The sequence below is a fragment of the Daejeonella sp. AP26 genome, from assembly GCF_056680515.1.
This window is the reverse complement of the sequence record NZ_CM155286.1, coordinates 1,940,566-1,959,095: the sequence shown is the minus strand read 5'-3', so window position 1 is coordinate 1,959,095 and position 18,530 is coordinate 1,940,566. Positions and strand designations below refer to the sequence as shown.

Genomic DNA, 18,530 nt, shown 5'->3' with positions numbered 1-18,530 from the left:
AAATAATGCGCAACTACGCCAGTCTTTTTCCAGAGCCAAATGTGCGGTTCAAAATAAGAAGTTGACGTGACGATGGTCATCAATTCACGGGATGTTTATCAGCAAATCAAATCATTTAACTCGTGAATTATAAATTCAATAAAAACTAACCGCCTTACTCCGGGCTTGTTCTGATAACAGACTAATCAATAGTAAGGGAAATCAAAGTGCTGTATATCCGAAAATACCAGGCGCTGTGAAGAATAATTTTATTAAACCAATCCAGTTCATAAAGGTTGTTAAAATATCATTTGTGTGCTAATTTTCACATTTTCTAAAGGTTGAAATTATATTTTTAATAACATTAATTACAAAGTCATGAGGATCAAAATTGTTGAGCCGCTAACAAACACTAAATTAAATTTGGATGCGCGGCCGGAAGATTATAACGGAGAGCAAGGATGGAGAATTCTTTTTCCGGAGAAAGACTCATTTGTAATTGTTCAAAAGGATGGCGATTGGAGTGTTATGGATGAGAACGACATTAATCCTCAATTAATAGAAGCAATCGGTAAAGCTTTACACCCCGTAGCGAGGTACAACTCACGTTAAATAAATAATTATCATCTATAGATATTTCCATGCCCTCATCGGTGATCTCTTCCTATAAATATAATCCAGATACGGAAAACCTTACAATCAAATACGTATCCGGATTGGTTTATTGCTATAATGAAGTTCCCGAGAAGGTTTATAAAGAGTTCAAAGCTTCAATTTCAAAAGGCAGATATCTCAATTTTCACATAAAAGGGAAATTTAACTACCAAAAACTAGATATTGATTAATATGGATACTGAATTGCTGGCAAGTGTTTAAACGGTCTCTGCCGGATTTTCCTCTATAGCTTTCCTTAATTCCCGTTCGTTGGTCAGATCAAGACGAAGAGGGGTGATGGATACATATCCATTTTCGACTGCCCACCGGTCTGTTCCTTCTTCCGCTGGTTCAAGAGGAGTTACTGTAAACCAATAGTGCTTTCTTCCCATCGGATCAGTTCCGGGAACAATATGGCCATCGTATAGACGTACAGATTGCCTGGTCCAGCGTATACCTTTTGGATTCTCAGGAAAGTTTACATTATATAAGCCCCGATCAGGTATCGCGTTCAAAAGAGCCAAAGTTTTTTGAACAAAGGGTTCTAAAGCCTTGAAGTCGGGCTCGGTTTTTCCTACAGGAGTGCTTAATGCAACCGCTTTTATTCCCAACAAAGCTGCTTGTTTAGCTGCTGCCAGCGTGCCTGAATGCCACATGGAGTTACCCAGGTTAGGCCCCATGTTAATGCCCGAAAGCACAAGGTCGGTATTTGCCCATAAATGGGTTCCCAAAGCAACACAATCAGCTGGCGTCCCATTCACCCGGTAAGCCTCAATTCCCGGGAATTCAATGGGCGACTTTTTATACGAAAGTGGTCTTGAGTGAGTCACTGCATGGCCCATCGACGACTGCTCAACATCAGGCGCTACCACTCTTACTTCACCGAACATCATAGCGGCGTGAGCTAAGGCAGCTATTCCCGGGCTATAAATTCCATCATCATTAGTTACCAGTATTCTCATAATAAAAAATAGTTTTTATAATGCCAACCAAAAACCGTTCGCTATGTTTTAGAACAAATTATAATATGACTAAAGTAAAATTATTGCATAATGCTGCAGCGGGTGATGAAGAACATTCACATCATGATCTTATTGCAATGATTGAATCAAAGGGTTTCGACTGTGAGTACGCATCGGTAAAAGAAAGTGGATGGGATGATATCAGCGACGATATCGATTTTTTAATTATCGCTGGTGGCGATGGAACCGTTAGAAAAGTGGTGGCTAAGTTGCTTAACAGAAAGCTGATTGATAAAAAATTCCCCATGGCTATCTTGCCGTTAGGAACCGCAAATAATCTTGCTAAAACTTTACAGGTAGAAGTGCCAGCCGAAGAAGCTGCCGAGTCGTGGCTTTTATCCAGAAGAAAGCCCTTTGATGTCGGTAAAATTTACGGCATGGCTGACAAAAAATTTTTCATTGAAGGGCTTGGTTATGGCATATTTCCTTACTTGATTAATCGGATGCAAGTCGCCCGGGTCGAGGCGCACACGCCGGATGAAGAACTTGAACTTGCTCTTGAAGAGCTTCGTAACATCGTATTATCTTATCAGCCTTGTTACTGCAACCTGAATATTGATGGCGTTGATTATTCAGGCGAATATCTTATGGTTGAAGTAATGAATATTCGGTCTATTGGGCCGAATCTTGTTCTGGGCCCTGATGTGAACATTAATGACGGGGAGTTTGATGTAGCCCTGGCAGGCGAGGAACATCGGGAAGCGCTGATAGATTATATTACAAGCAAGCTTCTAGGTAAAGAAGAAAAAGTTCATTTGACAGTAATTAAAGGAAGCAATATCACGATGCATTGGCATGGTACTCATGCTCATGTTGATGATAAGTTCATTGAGATTACAAAACCCGAGGAAATTAGAATAGAGGTTCGGGAAGGTTTAATTGAATTTTTAGTTTGATTTTTTAATACTCTGCGAGCTGAAAAATTTGCTCATAAATAGCAGTTGATATTCTACCGCATTGCGCCAGTAATCCCAATTATGTGCGCCCGGTCTCGAAATGAAGTCAAGCGGAATGTTCCGCTCAACAAGCTTATTATGAAAAGCGGTGTTTACGCCATAAAAGAAGTCCTGTGTACCGCAGTCAATAATTAGCTGCAGAGATTTTGGTGTTAGTAGATGAGTTAAATTAATAACACTATTATTATCCCATCTGCCCGGATTATCGGCATACTTTCCCAAATGTGACGCAATACTCCAGTTATCTGGAAAAGGTCTGAGGTCCAAACCGCCGCTCATGCTGCCGGCTGCACCAAAAATGTTTTGGTGTTTAAAGGCCAGGTATAATGCCCCATGGCCTCCCATACTTAAGCCAGTAATAGCCCGTCCCCGTGGAGCTCTTATTGTCGCATACTGTTTATCAATTAAATTTACCAGCTCGTCTGCCACATAGGTTTCGTATCTGGAGGCAGGGTCCTCCGGACTGTCAAAATACCAACTGGAAACCCCACCATCGGGACAAACAATAAGAATCTGGTATAGATCTGCGTAGTCTCTTAATTTAGGCACTTGTTTGATCCAATTTGAGTAATCTCCACCATGACCATGTAAAAGGTAAACTACCGGAAAAACAGTCTTAGAATTCTGATTATCGGGTTTGATAACTACCGCTTTAATTTCTTTTTTCATCGAAACGCTGTAAGTTCGGATTGTATCAACAGTTGCAGCTTCGGTTGCTTCTACAAAGCCCGTGAACACAAGAAAGAGGAGAGTAATACTTTTTATCATCTTAGATTATTATCTGGTAAATATAATGGTTGCTTAATAAAGAGCATTATCCGGCTCCAACCGATTGTTTGGAGTTCTACTTGCATCTTAAAGTTGATGTATCATCATTCAATTACATAAACTTAGTAACGACTTGACAAACATTTATTTAAGCCTCATTTAATTACAGGCTGTTTTGTAACTTTAAAGAAGTCTATTAATTTGCTAAAAAGGAAAAATGCGTATAAAACGACTCTCAAGATTTCCTTTATTGCTGTTATTTATCACGATGGCGCTCAATTCTGTCTTTGCCCAAAGCACTTCTAATAAAGGAAGAGACTTTTGGCTGGGGTATGGAAATCATGTGAGGGGTTACAGTAATAATAGCCAGCAAATGACTGTTTATGTCACTTCTGATGTAAGCACGAGCGGAGTAGTTGAAATTCCCGGTATTGGCTATTCCCGAAAATTCTCAGTAGTAGCAAATTCAATTACCACTGTTGATATTCCCCAATCGGCTTACCTTGATGGAGAAGGCTTATATGACTTGGGAATACATATAACTGCCGAACGACCGGTGGTGGTGTACTCACATATTTACAATCAAAATGTTTCAGGTGCCACCCTGGTTTTACCGGTAACCGCTTTAGGAAAAGAATATTATTCGATTAATTATACTCAGATATCTAACCAGGGATCATCTTTCTCTTACTTTTTTGTGATAGCAGTCGAAGATAATACTCAGGTGGAGATCACTCCGGCGGCAGCAACACATGGTCATCCTGCCGGGGTCCCCTTCATTGTTAATTTAAAGAAAGGTCAAATCTACCAGGTTTTAGGTGTAAATACATTCACTACCCCTAACGGTTTCTCCACAGGGGTTGATCTTACCGGTTCAACTATTCGATCGATTACAACGACCACAGAACCATGCAAGCGTATCGCGGTATTTTCAGGAAGTGGAAAGATTGCCATTGGCTGCGGCGAAGATGGAACCGGCTCCTCCGATAATCTGTACCAACAGGTTTATCCCACCAATTCATGGGGCAGAAAGTTTATAACTGCACCACTGAAATCCAGGAACTACGATATATTTCGGGTATTAAAAAGCGACCCGTCTGCTATTGTCAAACTAAATGGGAATACTTTGGCTAATAGCGCTTTTACAAATAATCTTTACTACGAGTTTGATTCGCAGTCACCTAATGTTATTGAATCCGACAAGCCGATACAGGTGGTGCAATATGCCGTTACACAACGACGATCAATTAACTGTTCGGTATTCCCTGAGGAAGCCGGTGATCCGGAGATGATTTTCCTGAATTCTGTGGAACAAAATATTGATAATATAACGGTCTATTCTTCATCAGCCTATTTGATTGTTAATCACTTCATTAATGTGATCATTGAGAGTACCGCCGCTTCTAGTTTTCGCATAGATGGTGCTCCCGCTTCGTTCAACCCTATCCCGGGCGATCCTACCTATTCATATGCAAGGCTCTCAGTTTTCGCCGGCGTTCACAATTTACGAGCTGATAAAGGCTTTAATGCCATAGCGTATGGATTCGGAAGCGCCGAATCTTATGGGTATTCTGCAGGCGCCAATGTTGAGAGCCTTGGAATTGAACTGGTGACTCGTGTTCAAAACATAAAGGCTACTAACGGCTGCGTAGATGAACCGCTGAAATTTAAGGTTACTTTACCATATCAGGCAACCAAATTATCCTGGAACCTCGAGGATGGTCTCCCTGTACGGGAATTTAGTGCTCCTGTGGTAGATTCCAGTTATACGGAAAGCGATCTTGTGTACTACGTTTACGAGCTTGCTGATACAATCCGTTATTCTCGGGCGAAAGATTACTCGGTAAACGTAATAGCTGAAAAAGCGCTCGCCGACGGTTGCGGCAGTAGTGAGCAATTGTTTTTTGATTTCTCCATTTTTAATCCGCCGGTGCCAAAATTCACAAACGATCAAAGTATTTGTGCTGGCGACAGCATAAAGTTTAAAGATGAAAGTGATGGTCAGGGCCGTCCTTTAGTAACCTGGCTATGGAACTTTGGAGATTCAGCATCGGGAGAAGCGAACACCTCCAAACTACAAAATCCCGCCCACGTTTTTTCCGTAGGAGGAACCTACAAAGTAATCCTTACCGTCACGAACGAATCTAACTGCGAACCGGTTACTGTCGTGCAGGAAGTGCAGGTGCTGCACAAGCCACTGGCAGACTTTAGTACTGGAACGACCGTTTGCGAAACCGTGCCGGTGAATTTTACCGACCTTTCGGTGCTGGAAACTGCCAAAATTAGTAAGTGGAACTGGGATTTTGGGGATGGACAAGTTTCTACAGAACAGAATCCTGCACATGCCTTCACTAAAGCGGGCACCTATGAGGTGACATTGACGTCAGGAGCCGATCAAGGTTGCGTAAGTGATCCGGTGAAAAAAAATATAACCGTTTACAGTCCGCCAGTGGTCGATTTCGAAATGCCAGAAGTATGCCTGGCTGATACAAAGGCACAGTTTACAAATAAATCGGTTGTGGCAGGCGATGTTTCGGAAGTGAAATATATGTGGGACTTTGGAGACCCTAATGCAAATGCACAACGGCCAAACGCTTCGGCTCTTCAAAATCCAGAGCATACTTATACCGCTGCGGGGAGTTATCAGGTTACTCTTACAGTCACCTCTCCCCAAGGTTGCGAAGTGAAACACTTAAAAACTTTTACTGTAAATGGGAGTGTTCCTAAGGCTCAGTTCACGGTACTTAATGCAGATAAACTATGTAGCAGCCAACCGGTAATTTTTGAAGACAGGGCGAGTGTTGATTTTGGTGAACTGACAAAAATTGAATGGATCTTTGATTTGGATAATGAGCCGGAGTCTAAGGTGGTTGACGAGAATCCAAATAAAAGAAGCGATACCGTCAAACGTTACGAATATCAGTATGCCAGATTCAACACGCCGGCTAGGAAAGCATTTAAAGCCAAAATGTTAGCTTACTCCGGACAAGTTTGTGTTAATGAGCAGATTATTGACATCGTGTTAAATGCAGAACCCGAACTAATTTTCGATACTTTGGCTGCTGTATGTATTGATAAAACACCATTCCAGATAAAGCAGGGTCGTTTGCTGAACGGTATTCCAGGTCAGGGAATTTATTCTGGCCCCGGGGTGTCTGCAAGCGGTTTTTTTAATCCAGCCGCCGCAGGGGCAGGGGTACATACTCTTACTTATACTTTCTCGGGTACTAACAGTTGTGTAAATTTCCAAACGCAAACTATCAGAGTTTCAGCACTTCCTCTGGCAACTGCCGGCGATGACTTTAATGTTTTGGAGGGCGAAGGCGTTAAAATCGATGCAAAAGCATCAGGCGATAGCCTGATATATAAATGGACGCCTTCCACAGGGTTAGACAGAGATGATATTTTGAATCCTGTGGCATCTCCAGTAGAAGATATCACGTACACACTAAATATTACCTCTAATCAGGGCTGTGGATTTACGGACGAGGTATCCGTTAAGGTGTTAAAAACTCCAATCATCCCGAATGCCTTTACACCGAACAATGATGGGGTAAATGACGAATGGAATATTAAGCATTTGAACAGTTACCCGGATGTTGTGGTTGAAGTCTTCAACCGGTATGGCAACAAAGTTTTCACTTCGTTAGGATATACCGAGGCATGGAACGGAAAGTTTAATGGCAGTGACCTTCCGGTCGGAACTTATTATTATATTATCAACCCAAAGAGCGGGCGAAAAACTGTGTCAGGAGCCGTAACTATTATAAGATAATAATGAAGAGACTTATTACACTGTTGATTTTATTATACCCTTTTTACAGTGCAATATCACAGCAGAGGCCACAATATACTCAGTATATTTTCAATAATTATATTCTTAATCCAGCCATTACGGGTATAGAAAATTATACAGACGTTAAAGCAGGTTATCGTAATCAGTGGCAGGGTCTCACGGATGCGCCTATCACTTCATACCTTTCTATACATGCACCACTTGGCAAGAAGTTCACGCAAGGAAGTGCCACCTCATTTCCTGGTGAGGGAAATAACCCGATGAGCCGCAGTTATGTGCAAACCTATAAAGCCTCCGAGCCTCACCATGGTGTTGGCTTTCATTTGGTTTCTGATAAAATTGGTCCGTTTTCCAGAACTGATATAAACCTTACCTACGCGTATCATCTTGGTTTAACTGAAAATATGAATGTGGCAGTGGGGGTTGCTGCAGGCATGTCCAGGATAAGCCTTGACCGGTCCAAAATAATCCTGGAAGATCCAACAGACCCGGCGATATCGGACAATAACGAAAGCCAGATTCAGCCGGATCTAGGCGCTGGTATCTGGCTGTACGGCCCTCGCTACTTTGCTGGAGTATCGGCCCAGCAGCTACTAGGAAGGCAACTTGACTTTTCTGATTATGCCGATTACAATCAGGGGAAGCAGGTGAAGCATTATTTTATCACTGCAGGCTATAAATTTTATTTGAGTGAAGACATTGCCGCTATACCTTCGGCAATGGTCAAACTAGTATCACCGGTGCCTGCGTCTATAGACCTGAATATGAAGCTGGCATTTAAGGATAAATTCTGGCTTGGCGCAAGCTACCGTAAAGACGATTCGTTTGCAGCGCTGGCCGGTCTCAACGTTGGTCACTTTTTCAACCTCAGCTATTCCTATGATTTTACTACTTCCGAGCTGCGGTCAGTAAGTAATGGTACCCACGAAATCGTCCTAGGCTTATTACTAAATAATCGCTATAAAGTAACCTGTCCGCAAAGGAACTGGTAGTGCTGGCCTTACATAGGTATAGATGACATTCCCGGAATAATTAAGTTCCTCAGATTCGGGAGAAGCATAGATAATGCATATCAATTAAAGGAGCCATGTTCTGGTCAGGTTCGACCATCCTTAGATCAAAAGCCGTTTGGTCTAAGGATGGTCGAACGAGGTACGAACCTATTACCTTGAAATTATATATAATATAGCCGGCAGATGGCCTAAAGGCAACTGCCTTTGAAAATCAATTCTAGGGGCTAAGGTGAATTGGAACTATTCGAATCTTAAAGTTCTTTCCGCAGTCGTGCTACAGGGATATTCATTGCTTCACGATACTTTGCGACGGTCCGGCGGGCAATGTTATAGCCTTTTTCTTTAAGAATTTCGGTCAGCTTTTCATCGGCCAGAGGGCGTCTTTTATCTTCTTTCCCGATACATTCTTCCAAAATCTTTTTCACCTCTTTATTTGATACTTCTTCACCGCTATCCATTTGGATGGCTTCGGAGAAAAACGATTTTAAAAGGAAGGTGCCGAATTCCGTTTGAACATATTTAGAGTTCGCAACCCTTGATACAGTGGAAATATCCATCCCTATCCGGTCAGCGATATCTTTCAGGATCATTGGGCGCAAATTACGATCATCTCCCGTCAGGAAGTAATCGTACTGATAGTTCATGATAGCATTCATGGTTTTCAGTAAAGTTTGCTGCCTTTGTTTGATGGCATCGATAAACCAGCGGGCTGAATCAAGTTTTTGCTTGACGAATTGAACTGCCTCCTTTAACTTTTTGTCCTTCTGAGCGGTTTTATCATAATGCTCGAACATTTCCTGGTAAGATCGACTAACGCGCAGCTCGGGAGCATTTTTCGAGTTTAAGGTTAATAACAGCGTGCCATCATTATTACTGATATGAAAGTCGGGGATTACCTGCAGCTGTTTGGTTGTTACTGCATTGGAGTCACCGGGTTTCGGATTAAGTTTTAGGATTTCATTTACAACCTCTTTCAGTTCTTCAGAATCCATATTCAGGGAACGCTCAAGTTTGTCGTAGTGTTTCTTGGTAAATTCTTCGAGGTACTTCTCCACCACCAAAATAGCTTTCTTAACGGTTGGGACATGCTCACGTTTACGTAACTGGATAAGAAGGCATTCCTGGAGATCGCGTGCGCCAACACCAGCAGGGTCAAATGACTGAATTACTTTAAGCATTTCCAGTATTTCTTCTTCTTCGGCAAATACGTTTTGTGAGAATGCGAGGTCATCTACCAGGGAACCAATAGGACGACGTAAATAACCGTCGTCATCCAGACTCCCAATAATTTGCTGGCCTATGAAAAAATCTTTGTCAGACAAGGGGACAAGGTCAAGTTGAGCTTGCAGGCTTTCAAAAAATGAACTTTGAACTGCTATTGGTATCTCTTTACGGTCGTCTTCATCTTCACCGTTTTGCTCATACTTTGAGCCGTAGTCGTTAATATTGTCTTCCTGCAGATAGTCGTCGACATTAAATTCGTCATTATTATCTGGAGTGTCTTCTGCGTTGTATGTGTCTTCATCAGGATCACGGTCAGGATAATCTTCGGCAGGTTCATTCATGTTTGCCAAACTAAGGTCTTCCAAAGCGGGGTTTTCTTCCAGTTCTTCTTTAATGCGGGTATCGAGCGCCACAGTTGGCACCTGCAATAATTTAATAAACTGAATTTGTTGTGGAGAGAGTTTTTGTAGGAGTTTTTGCTGTAAATTCTGACGTAACATATGGTCAAATTTACATATTAAACTTTATGATGAGTCAACCAGCGTAAAATATACCTTCACATGTATCACTATTTTGGTTTTTAATCAAACAGATAGTTTGAATTTTGAAAAATCAACCTTATATTTGCGCTCTTGTTTTTTAAAGCAATATATATTAAAACATCATGAAAAGAACATTCCAGCCATCTCAAAGGAAAAGAAGAAATAAGCACGGTTTCAGAGAACGTATGAGCACTGCAAACGGAAGAAGAATACTGGCAGCCAGAAGAGCGAAAGGCAGAAAAAGAGTTTCTGTTTCTGATGTGCGTCTTCATAAAGCATAATATTTGATTGCTTTTTGCTGCCGCAGATTAGATCTGCCGTCTAACAGTGTTAAGCAATCTTAAATGTATACTTTTAAAAAGGAAGAACGGTTATGTAGTAAGAAGCTTATCGAAGAGCTTTTTCATAACGGTTCTTCTTTTCTTTTATATCCGTTCCGGATTGTTTGGCTTAGGCATCCTTTACCAATAGACGTACCTGCCCAGGTAGTGATCAATGTGCCGAAGCGACGCTTTAAAAAGGCGGTTCATCGTAACCTAATCAAGCGTCGAATACGCGAAATCTACAGGTTAAATAAGGGTCTGGAACTTTACAGCTTCCTGGCGGATCATTCGGCGCAGCTTTTATTGGGTATTCATTACGTGGGTAAAGACATTGTCGAGTATCCTTTAATGGAGAAGAAATTTAAGCTTGTTTTGTTACAACTTAAAGAAGCTTATCTTAAAAGTCATATTTAAATATGATGATCAACCGGGTTTTAGGGAAATTTTTCCTGTTGCTGATTCGTTTCTATCAGTATTTCATCTCGCCGTTACTGGGATCTTCCTGCCGGTTTACGCCCACCTGTTCTCAATATGGCGTTGAAGCCATTACAAAGTATGGACCTTTCAAAGGCGGCTGGCTAACCTTGAAAAGAATTGGACGGTGCAATCCATGGGGTGGACATGGCCATGATCCGGTTCCTTAAACAATTTATATATTCTTAAATGCAAAGCAAACTGATCCTACAATTAGAAACAGCTACAACAATGTGTTCTGTTGCTCTTTCAGCTAATGGTAAATTGCTTGCTGTTAAGGAATTGAATGAACGAAATGTTCATGCCAGCCAAATCACTTTGTTCATTGATGAAGTGATGAAAAAAGCGGGTAAAGATTACAAGGAACTTGATGCTATTGCTGTCAGTAAAGGGCCCGGATCATACACCGGTTTACGGATCGGCGTTTCTACGGCCAAGGGGTTATGCTTTGCCCTGGACATTCCGTTGATTTCTATTGATACTCTTGAAGCAATGGCGAGTGGCTTTATGCAGAAATATCCAAATACGGATAATGCAAGTTTGCTTTGCCCTATGATTGATGCCCGCCGTATGGAGGTATACACTGCTCTATATGACTCGAAAATCCACCAGATCGAACCGGTGTCAGCTAAGATATTAAATGAGCAAACTTTTGAACAGTATTTTGAAAAAAATGAGGTGATAGTTTTTGGTGACGGCGCAAACAAAAGTCAGTCGCTTTACTCAGTACATCCAAATTACCGGTTTCAAGAATTTGAAAATTCCGCTGCGCATTTAGGTATTCCAGCTTTAAGAAAGTTGGAAATTGGCGAAGTCGAAGATCTGGCTTACTTTGAACCTTTTTATTTGAAGGATTTTATAGCTGGTGTATCCAAATAGAATATCCTATCAGAATAGCACTCGAGTATTATCTTTTCCCAAACAATCTTCTGAAGATTCCCACGCGGTCATGATTCGCATTCATGCCAGGGATGAAATTCGAATTAGGTTGGTGCTCCATCATACGTCCGAATTTCATAGCGAAGCCCATATAAGCTGAAGCCGAACTGGCGCCACCCCCATATGGAAAGTCAGTGATTAGAGAACGAGAAGAATGATAGGTCTTCAGGAGGTTGTCACTACCCATAAAGAATTCGACATTGGGAGATTTGATCATAATCTGGCCGCCTACCTCTATATATTTATCTAAATCATATGCGGCTGTTCCCGTTAAAACCAAGTTTCTCCAGTGATAATTATTTACCAGGGCAGCATTACCCCCCGGATAAAATAGATTTTTAGAAAGAATAAAATTCGGTTTATAGTTCCCGAAATTTTTATTTATCAGTGCCTCGGCTTTACCATTAATCATGCTATTAAACTGGCCGTTTGCTCTTCTTATCTTTACCATGTCTTCAATGCCATCTCTTAACCGCTCGTCAGCACTGGGAAATTGAGCATTATCAATTTTAATCAGGTCATCCAGATCATAGTTATATGAATTTTTATTCCATTTTATAAAACCAATATCTTTAATGTTACCCAACAAGAACCATCCACCCCTGAATTTATAGCTTCCACCCAGGCTAACCGAGACACCGGGATCGCGGAACGTTGGATTAACAATACCACTGTTTAAGTCAGACTTAAGGACATTTGACTTAAAATTCCCCTTTAATTGTACGTCGAATTCATTGAGATCTCGCCGTATACTTAATTGCGATTCTTCTATATCAAGCTTGTTGTATGTAATGCCACTTAACACACTTAGCTTCACCCCAAGCGACAGACGCTTATTGAAGTCTTCGCGATAATTAAAACTATACTGATTGTATGATTGATTAAAACCCTCGTTATTAAAGATATTGGAATATTCATCGTGGGTGAATAAGCTAAAATTGTCGAAGATGGCAAGAGACTCGTTGGTTACCTTCGCCCTTCCTTCGTTTCTTATTTGCCATGAAAAACCAATTTCCCGGTTGTATTCCACCCTGCTGAAAATTCGCAGCATCAGCATATAACTATTGGTTTGAGCTGTTACCCGGTTCATTTCACCTTGACCAAGCACTAAACCATCTCCATTAATTGCGCTTTGGTAAATCAGCGTTTTGAAATTGTTTTCTGCCGGTCCACTGAACCGCCCGTTAAAAGAAAAAGTTGGTATGAAAAAATTGAAAGCATATTTGCGACTGCTATCTGCCTGAAAAGCCTTTTGCGAAGGATTTTCGAATGCATCGTATAACGTAAGTGAATTGTAGAGACCGAATTGTTGACACCAAACTAAAGAAGTACTCATGGCAAGCACAATTGTTAACGCGATTCTCTTCATATTCTTTTATACCGTTTTTGCTGATGTTTGTTGCAGTAGCTTTATTTAATACTGTCGGGTGTTATTGACAGTGACGTATCTGCGGGCTTTTCCGCATATCCGGCATAAAAGTTAGTGAAAAATTGATCATTCTCACTATTCAACTGATAAGAAAATCCGTAAAATTCTTTTAAGCCATAGTTATCACTTGAAAGAGCTTTAGCATATTCCGGCTTTAGAAGAGATTTAATGTTGCTGCGAGAATTTTGATTATGAACAAATACAGATATATTACTTTGATCGGCTACCAGCTGATCAAAGACTAAGAATCGATCGTTTTCATAAAGTGAGTTCCGGCTATAACGTGTTAGATATCTGTTAAGACTCCCCGGCGAGTTGGAAAGTATCATTAAATTATCAACAATGGTATAAAAAGGCTTATTGAACTGTTTGAAGCCGTCGCCGAAATAATAATATAAGAGGCCGGGATAATTAAGATGGCGGATGTTCGGTGAATACTCTGAGCTCAAAGGCTCCATAAAAAATTGCATCTGACGTCCATTGGTTAGTTTTATTGCGGCAAACTTCTCCTGTGTAGATAACTGAAATGTTATAAATTCATTTCCCCAGTACTTCCTGATATCCCGGTCGACGTTAATTCCACTTTCCTCTCTGATGACGTTTAGACTTGTGTTGATTTTTTCAATCTCATTCCTCTTTTTCAATAACCCTTTTAAATCCCTGTGAAACCTGTTGTAGTTTGACACTCCGTAAGCGATGAAATTAGCTGTATTGCTGGGAACGACACGCTTTATCGGATTTTTTACCGGCTGCTGATTTAAAAAAAGATTTATAAAATTGTTTTGTGTGGTGTCCGGTTTGGTCATCCCGTTGAACATTAATGCATCGCTTTTAAAATTCAGGTTTAGAGTAGCGATAGCATTGAAGTTATTAAGAAGCGAAAAGTTGCCGCTTAAATTGTTTTTAAAAAACTTCGAAAGAAACGGAATTGAACCTCGGTAATTGACAAACACGCTGGCCGGAGCGTTTTGATTTGGATTGCTGGCCTGGTTTATTTCATTCGTAAAATCCGCTGATATTTTTGGGCTATTCAAGTCCAGGCTATTCTCTACTGCCGATCGTGAAAAGCTTCCCAAAATAACGTTTTTGTCGATATAGATATAAAAGGGACGGTTGAGTGATTTAATCTGGGCTTCAATGATCGGTAGATTGAAAGTCTTATTTTCCTTATAAACTAAAGAGCTGTTACTTTTTAGAGATTTAATCACATCCGAATCGCTCGATTTTTGAGGCATAGGCATGATCCATAGAAATGCGACTGAATCGCTTTTCAGAGGGTGAAATGAGAGGAAGATATTTTGGCCCTTTGAACTTCGAAAACTTTGGTCTGAATTGAGCAGAATTGATTTAAGCGCCGAAATTTCTTCTTTTTTCTGCTTTCCGGTAATTGCTTCGAACACAGTATAATCACGAAAGATTTCGTAAATATCTTTATCGTTTTTGAAAGTCAAGATAAGTGCTGCATCATTCGGAATTAATGAGAGAGCTTTGTCATTATTTCGACTGCCCGCGGAGATGGTTGAAAAATACAGGTAGGCAACCGTGAAAACTGCCACTAGTAAAAGGAAAGTGGTCAGATAAATTTTATTCATTAGCTAGACTTTCAGCAAAATTATATTTTTAAGTGGTTGCCGACGAATTGTAGGCAGGTTTATTACATTAGCGGATTAAACCACGCAATGAATAAAAGAATTATCATTACAGCTTCTCTATTTGGAATATTGGCCGTGATCCTGGGCGCATTTGGCGCCCATGGGTTGAAAGGCAAAATTGACATCAATCAGTTGCAAACATGGGAAACAGCAGTGCAGTATCATTTTTATCACGTTCTTTCATTACTATTTTTATCTACCTTTTCCCGCTTTAAGTGTCGCTTAATAAATTTTTCATACTGGAGTTTCACTTTGGGTATCGTTTTGTTTTCGGGATCGCTTTATACTTTGGCTGCCAAAGACATTCTGGGTATTACGCAAACTTCATTCATTGGCCCAATCACACCGATTGGAGGACTGTTTTTTATCATCGGTTGGACCACTTTATTACTGGCCGCTATACGGAATAAATAATGCTCGAATTTAATGAGCCGAATACTGCTGAACGGGAGACCCTTTTTGTTGAGGTAATCTTGCCTTTAGCGATATCGCGTACCTACACTTACAGACTTCCGTTCGAAATGAACGGACAGATAGGTATTGGCAAAAGGGTAGTCGTTCAGTTCGGAAAGAGCAAGATTTATACGGCTATCGTCTTTTCAATAGATACCAAGCCGCCAGCCCTTTATGAAGCTAAATATTTGATCGAGGTTTTAGACGATGAGCCCGTGGTTAACGCCCTGCAGTTAGAACTTTGGCAGTGGATTGCCGGGTACTACTTGTGTAATCTTGGCGAAGTGATGCAGGCTGCTTTACCCGCGGCTCTGAAACTAGCAAGTGAGACCCGACTAACTCTTCTTGCTGAGAGCGATTTCGACAAGTCCGGCTTAAACGATAAGGAATTTTTAATAGTTGATGCACTCGAATTACATTCGGAGCTTCGAGTAAGTGATATAAGTAAGCTCCTGGGTCAGAAGACAGTCTTCCCTCTGTTAAAGGGACTCTTCGAAAAAGGGGTTATCAATATTTCCGAAGAAATTACTGAGAAGTTTAAACCGAAGAAAAAGGCTTTCATCACACTTAACCTACTGTACCGCGAACAAGAAAATATGCGCGCGCTTTTCGGGGTTTTAGAAAAGGCTCCGAAACAGCTGGAAGCATTAATGACCTACCTGAAACTTGAAAAGCAGCAAGCATCTATTACTAAAGCCGAATTATTAGAAATCAGCGGAAGTGGCCCTGGCGCTTTAAAGGCTTTGCTAGACAAAGAGATATTTGTACAAGAAGACCGGGTAATCAGCCGCCTGAATACAGAGGATGAAGAGCTGTCTGCCGATTTTACTTTTAATGCGGCTCAGCAGCAAGCCTTTGATGAGATCAACGTACAGTTCGAAAAGGATGACGTCATCTTGCTTCATGGGGATACATCGTCCGGTAAAACGCAGATCTATATCCGGCAGATTGAAAGAATTCTTGCAGATAAAAAACAGGTTTTATATCTGCTGCCCGAAATTGGCCTCACGACGCAGGTAATTGAGCGGCTGAGAAAATATTTTGGTAACCAGATCGGCGTTTATCACTCAAAGTTTAGTGACAACGAGCGGGCAGAGGTTTGGCAAAAGGTTTTAAAAAGGGAATACAGCATTGTATTAGGCGCCCGGTCAGCAGTTTTCCTACCTTTCAGTAATTTGGGTCTTATTGTTATTGACGAAGAGCACGAATCTTCTTACAAGCAATATGATCCAGCACCCCGTTATCATGCACGTGACACGGCGATCTACCTGGCACATTTGCATAATGCCAAGGTTCTGCTGGGATCCGCAACTCCGTCATTAGAGACTTTCTATAACACCAAGATAAAAAAGTACGGATTGGCGGATTTGAAAGGAAGATTTGGGGGGGTATTGCCTCCGTCAATTGAGGTAGTCAATATTGCTGAGGAAACCAAGCGTAAAACTATGCAGTCACATTTCAGCAGCGTTTTGATTGCTGAGATTGAAGCTGCTCTAGCCCGTAAAGAACAGATCATTTTATTTCAGAACCGTCGGGGTTATACGCCATTCTTACTTTGTGCAACCTGTGGTTTTTCACCGAAATGTATCAACTGTGATGTAAGCCTTACTTTTCATAAGAGTAGCAGCAAGCTTCACTGCCATTACTGTGGTTATAAACAAGAGATACTCCATGCTTGTCCGGCTTGTGGATCTACCCGTATCGAACAAAAGGGCTTTGGTACTGAGAAAATCGAAGATGAGCTACAAATGATCTTCCAAAGTGCACGGATAGCACGAATGGACCTTGATTCAACCCGTACGCGTAATAGTTTCCAACATTTGTTGACCGAGTTTGAGGACGGCCGAATCGATATACTGGTGGGTACTCAAATGGTAGCTAAGGGTCTTGACTTTGGTAATGTAACAGTTATAGGTATAATCAGTGCAGACAGCATTCTGAATTATCCGGATTTTCGGGCCTTTGAACGAAGTTTTCAATTACTTTCCCAGGTTTCCGGAAGAGCTGGGCGCAGAGAGAAACAAGGGAAAGTAATCATTCAGGCTTACGATACCACTCACCGAGTAATCGGGCAGGTGATTAGGAGTGATTATAATGAAATGTTTGATACCGAGATATTGGAGCGACGTAATTTTCATTACCCACCACTTTACAGGCTTATTCAACTGGATGTGAAGCATAAGGATGGAAATAAATTAGCGGTGATATCGGTTAAACTAGCGAATATCTTAAAAAAGCAGTTGGGCGATCGGATACTTGGGCCACAAGCCCCTTTAATTGGCCGGATTCGGAACTATTACATCCAAACAATTTTGATAAAGATTGAAAAGGACGGTATCTCCATTCAAAAAGTTAAAGAAACCCTTAAACAAACTTTGACTGGATTTGAAGCCGAACCGGCGAACAAGGGTGTCTATATACAAATTGATGTAGATCCTTATTAGAAACTTTGTATTTCTTGAAAGATAATTTTATTGATTGAAAGAGAAGTGATTAAAGTCGGATAAGCACATTGGAAGCTAAGTTTAGGCGTTTTATGGTTATCAAACGCTATTTTTGAATTGAAATGGCACATAAGTTCGTAGATAATTATCGTGAAAGGGGAGCCCGTAAAAAGCTTGTTGAGAAACTAAAGGAAAGAGGGATACAGGACAAGGACGTCTTGTCGGCAATAGCTAAAGTCCCGAGACACTACTTTTTTGATGAAACATTTTGGCCCCAGGCTTATAAAGATATAGCCTTTCCAATTGGTGATGGTCAAACGATCTCTCAGCCATATACTGTTGCTTATCAAACCGAGTTACTCCATATAAAGAATGGAAATAAGGTTCTGGAGATTGGGACCGGTTCTGGTTATCAAACATGTATTTTGCTTGAACTGGGCGCAGAGGTTTATACTATCGAAAGACAGGAGAACTTGTTTAAACGAACAAAAATGGTTTTGCCGCATATGGGTTACAAACCTGAGTTTTTCTGCGGCGATGGCTCTAAAGGAATACCCGCACATGCTCCTTATGATAAAATAATAGTCACAGCCGGAGCACCGTTTGTACCCGAAGTCCTGCTGAAGCAATTAAAGATTGGTGGCATTTTAGTTATTCCGGTAGGAGATGAAAACTCCCAAAAAATGCTGACTGTTTTGCGAGTAAGTGAAAAGGATTACGAAAAGTTTGAGCTGGATACTTTCAGATTCGTTCCGCTGGTGGGAGATCAGGCCTGGTAATAGAATTATGAATTATGAATTAAAATATCTGGTTAGATGGTTGTTGATTCGCACATAGTTCAAATTGGTAACTTCCAATTCTT

The 18,530-nt window shown here is 41.0% G+C and carries 17 protein-coding genes; 12 read left to right on the top strand and 5 right to left on the bottom strand.

From position 1 onward, the window contains the following. Positions 1-357: 357 nt before the first annotated feature. Both AC1MCB_RS08420 and AC1MCB_RS08415 read left to right on the top strand, forming a co-directional pair. Positions 358-591: a hypothetical protein gene (locus AC1MCB_RS08420; protein WP_479968303.1), complete on the top strand. Its 234-nt coding sequence runs from the start codon at positions 358-360 to the stop codon at positions 589-591. Between the two features lie 29 nt (positions 592-620). Beyond that, positions 621-824 carry a KTSC domain-containing protein gene (locus AC1MCB_RS08415; RefSeq protein WP_479968302.1) on the top strand — a complete coding sequence of 68 codons (204 nt, stop codon included), beginning with the start codon at positions 621-623 and terminating at the stop codon, positions 822-824. 27 nt (positions 825-851) lie between these two features. Here the strand turns inward: AC1MCB_RS08415 and surE are convergent, their stop codons facing one another. After that, positions 852-1,595 (bottom strand): 5'/3'-nucleotidase SurE, encoded by a 744-nt coding sequence (surE, locus tag AC1MCB_RS08410; protein ID WP_479968301.1) that lies wholly within the window; start codon positions 1,593-1,595, stop codon positions 852-854. A gap of 65 nt (positions 1,596-1,660) precedes the next feature. Between surE and AC1MCB_RS08405 the strand changes: the two genes are divergently transcribed. Then, positions 1,661-2,551: a diacylglycerol/lipid kinase family protein gene (locus tag AC1MCB_RS08405; protein WP_479968300.1), complete on the top strand. Its 891-nt coding sequence runs from the start codon at positions 1,661-1,663 to the stop codon at positions 2,549-2,551. On the opposite strand, the gene AC1MCB_RS08400 is transcribed toward AC1MCB_RS08405, so the two are convergent. Beyond that, positions 2,543-3,379, bottom strand: a complete 837-nt coding sequence (locus AC1MCB_RS08400) for an alpha/beta hydrolase (protein WP_479968299.1) — start codon at positions 3,377-3,379, stop codon at positions 2,543-2,545. The genes AC1MCB_RS08405 and AC1MCB_RS08400 overlap by 9 nt on opposite strands. A 217-nt stretch (positions 3,380-3,596) precedes the next feature. Between AC1MCB_RS08400 and AC1MCB_RS08395 the strand changes: the two genes are divergently transcribed. Together AC1MCB_RS08395 and AC1MCB_RS08390 are read left to right on the top strand one after the other, a co-directional pair. After that, on the top strand, positions 3,597-7,154 hold the full coding sequence (locus AC1MCB_RS08395) for a PKD domain-containing protein (protein WP_479968298.1): 3,558 nt from the start codon (positions 3,597-3,599) through the stop codon (positions 7,152-7,154). A gap of 2 nt (positions 7,155-7,156) precedes the next feature. After that, positions 7,157-8,167 carry a PorP/SprF family type IX secretion system membrane protein gene (locus AC1MCB_RS08390; protein ID WP_479968297.1) on the top strand — a complete coding sequence of 337 codons (1,011 nt, stop codon included), beginning with the start codon at positions 7,157-7,159 and terminating at the stop codon, positions 8,165-8,167. Between the two features lie 272 nt (positions 8,168-8,439). Here the strand turns inward: AC1MCB_RS08390 and rpoN are convergent, their stop codons facing one another. Further along, positions 8,440-9,912 carry an RNA polymerase factor sigma-54 gene (rpoN, locus tag AC1MCB_RS08385; RefSeq protein WP_479968296.1) on the bottom strand — a complete coding sequence of 491 codons (1,473 nt, stop codon included), beginning with the start codon at positions 9,910-9,912 and terminating at the stop codon, positions 8,440-8,442. A 164-nt stretch (positions 9,913-10,076) separates the two neighbouring features. Between rpoN and rpmH the strand changes: the two genes are divergently transcribed. The 4 genes from rpmH (at position 10,077) to tsaB (ending at position 11,630) form a co-directional block, all read left to right on the top strand. Then, the gene (gene rpmH, locus AC1MCB_RS08380; RefSeq protein WP_479968295.1) at positions 10,077-10,235 is read left to right on the top strand and encodes a 50S ribosomal protein L34; all 159 of its coding nucleotides are present in this window, start codon (positions 10,077-10,079) and stop codon (positions 10,233-10,235) included. Between the two features lie 63 nt (positions 10,236-10,298). Next, positions 10,299-10,691, top strand: coding sequence for a ribonuclease P protein component (locus tag AC1MCB_RS08375; RefSeq protein WP_479968294.1), 393 nt, complete (start codon positions 10,299-10,301; stop codon positions 10,689-10,691). Positions 10,692-10,696: 5 nt separating this feature from the next. After that, positions 10,697-10,921, top strand: coding sequence for a membrane protein insertion efficiency factor YidD (gene yidD, locus AC1MCB_RS08370; protein WP_479968722.1), 225 nt, complete (start codon positions 10,697-10,699; stop codon positions 10,919-10,921). Between the two features lie 19 nt (positions 10,922-10,940). Further along, a complete protein-coding gene (gene tsaB, locus AC1MCB_RS08365) occupies positions 10,941-11,630 on the top strand; it encodes a tRNA (adenosine(37)-N6)-threonylcarbamoyltransferase complex dimerization subunit type 1 TsaB (RefSeq protein ID WP_479968293.1) in 690 nt (229 codons plus the stop codon). 28 nt (positions 11,631-11,658) lie between these two features. Here tsaB and AC1MCB_RS08360 read toward each other — a convergent pair whose 3' ends face one another. Continuing rightward, the gene (locus tag AC1MCB_RS08360) at positions 11,659-13,059 is read right to left on the bottom strand and encodes a DUF5723 family protein (RefSeq protein ID WP_479968292.1); all 1,401 of its coding nucleotides are present in this window, start codon (positions 13,057-13,059) and stop codon (positions 11,659-11,661) included. Positions 13,060-13,100: 41 nt separating this feature from the next. Beyond that, positions 13,101-14,711 (bottom strand): hypothetical protein, encoded by a 1,611-nt coding sequence (locus tag AC1MCB_RS08355; RefSeq protein WP_479968291.1) that lies wholly within the window; start codon positions 14,709-14,711, stop codon positions 13,101-13,103. An 87-nt stretch (positions 14,712-14,798) separates the two neighbouring features. Between AC1MCB_RS08355 and AC1MCB_RS08350 the strand changes: the two genes are divergently transcribed. The 3 genes from AC1MCB_RS08350 (at position 14,799) to AC1MCB_RS08340 (ending at position 18,447) form a co-directional block, all read left to right on the top strand. Beyond that, positions 14,799-15,185 carry a DUF423 domain-containing protein gene (locus tag AC1MCB_RS08350; protein WP_479968290.1) on the top strand — a complete coding sequence of 129 codons (387 nt, stop codon included), beginning with the start codon at positions 14,799-14,801 and terminating at the stop codon, positions 15,183-15,185. Next, positions 15,185-17,668 carry a replication restart helicase PriA gene (priA, locus tag AC1MCB_RS08345; protein ID WP_479968289.1) on the top strand — a complete coding sequence of 828 codons (2,484 nt, stop codon included), beginning with the start codon at positions 15,185-15,187 and terminating at the stop codon, positions 17,666-17,668. Before AC1MCB_RS08350 ends, priA begins: the two co-directional genes overlap by 1 nt. 122 nt (positions 17,669-17,790) lie before the next feature. Then, on the top strand, positions 17,791-18,447 hold the full coding sequence (locus AC1MCB_RS08340; protein ID WP_479968288.1) for a protein-L-isoaspartate(D-aspartate) O-methyltransferase: 657 nt from the start codon (positions 17,791-17,793) through the stop codon (positions 18,445-18,447). The last annotated feature ends 83 nt before the right edge of the window (positions 18,448-18,530 follow it).

Coding starts and splice junctions, on each gene's coding strand:
- AC1MCB_RS08420 (WP_479968303.1), top strand. CDS start 358: ATGAGGATCAAAATTGTTGAGCCGCTAACAAACACTAAATTAAATTTG.
- AC1MCB_RS08415 (WP_479968302.1), top strand. CDS start 621: ATGCCCTCATCGGTGATCTCTTCCTATAAATATAATCCAGATACGGAA.
- surE (WP_479968301.1), bottom strand. CDS start 1,595: ATGAGAATACTGGTAACTAATGATGATGGAATTTATAGCCCGGGAATA.
- AC1MCB_RS08405 (WP_479968300.1), top strand. CDS start 1,661: ATGACTAAAGTAAAATTATTGCATAATGCTGCAGCGGGTGATGAAGAA.
- AC1MCB_RS08400 (WP_479968299.1), bottom strand. CDS start 3,379: ATGATAAAAAGTATTACTCTCCTCTTTCTTGTGTTCACGGGCTTTGTA.
- AC1MCB_RS08395 (WP_479968298.1), top strand. CDS start 3,597: ATGCGTATAAAACGACTCTCAAGATTTCCTTTATTGCTGTTATTTATC.
- AC1MCB_RS08390 (WP_479968297.1), top strand. CDS start 7,157: ATGAAGAGACTTATTACACTGTTGATTTTATTATACCCTTTTTACAGT.
- rpoN (WP_479968296.1), bottom strand. CDS start 9,912: ATGTTACGTCAGAATTTACAGCAAAAACTCCTACAAAAACTCTCTCCA.
- rpmH (WP_479968295.1), top strand. CDS start 10,077: ATGAAAAGAACATTCCAGCCATCTCAAAGGAAAAGAAGAAATAAGCAC.
- AC1MCB_RS08375 (WP_479968294.1), top strand. CDS start 10,299: ATGTATACTTTTAAAAAGGAAGAACGGTTATGTAGTAAGAAGCTTATC.
- yidD (WP_479968722.1), top strand. CDS start 10,697: ATGATCAACCGGGTTTTAGGGAAATTTTTCCTGTTGCTGATTCGTTTC.
- tsaB (WP_479968293.1), top strand. CDS start 10,941: ATGCAAAGCAAACTGATCCTACAATTAGAAACAGCTACAACAATGTGT.
- AC1MCB_RS08360 (WP_479968292.1), bottom strand. CDS start 13,059: ATGAAGAGAATCGCGTTAACAATTGTGCTTGCCATGAGTACTTCTTTA.
- AC1MCB_RS08355 (WP_479968291.1), bottom strand. CDS start 14,711: ATGAATAAAATTTATCTGACCACTTTCCTTTTACTAGTGGCAGTTTTC.
- AC1MCB_RS08350 (WP_479968290.1), top strand. CDS start 14,799: ATGAATAAAAGAATTATCATTACAGCTTCTCTATTTGGAATATTGGCC.
- priA (WP_479968289.1), top strand. CDS start 15,185: ATGCTCGAATTTAATGAGCCGAATACTGCTGAACGGGAGACCCTTTTT.
- AC1MCB_RS08340 (WP_479968288.1), top strand. CDS start 17,791: ATGGCACATAAGTTCGTAGATAATTATCGTGAAAGGGGAGCCCGTAAA.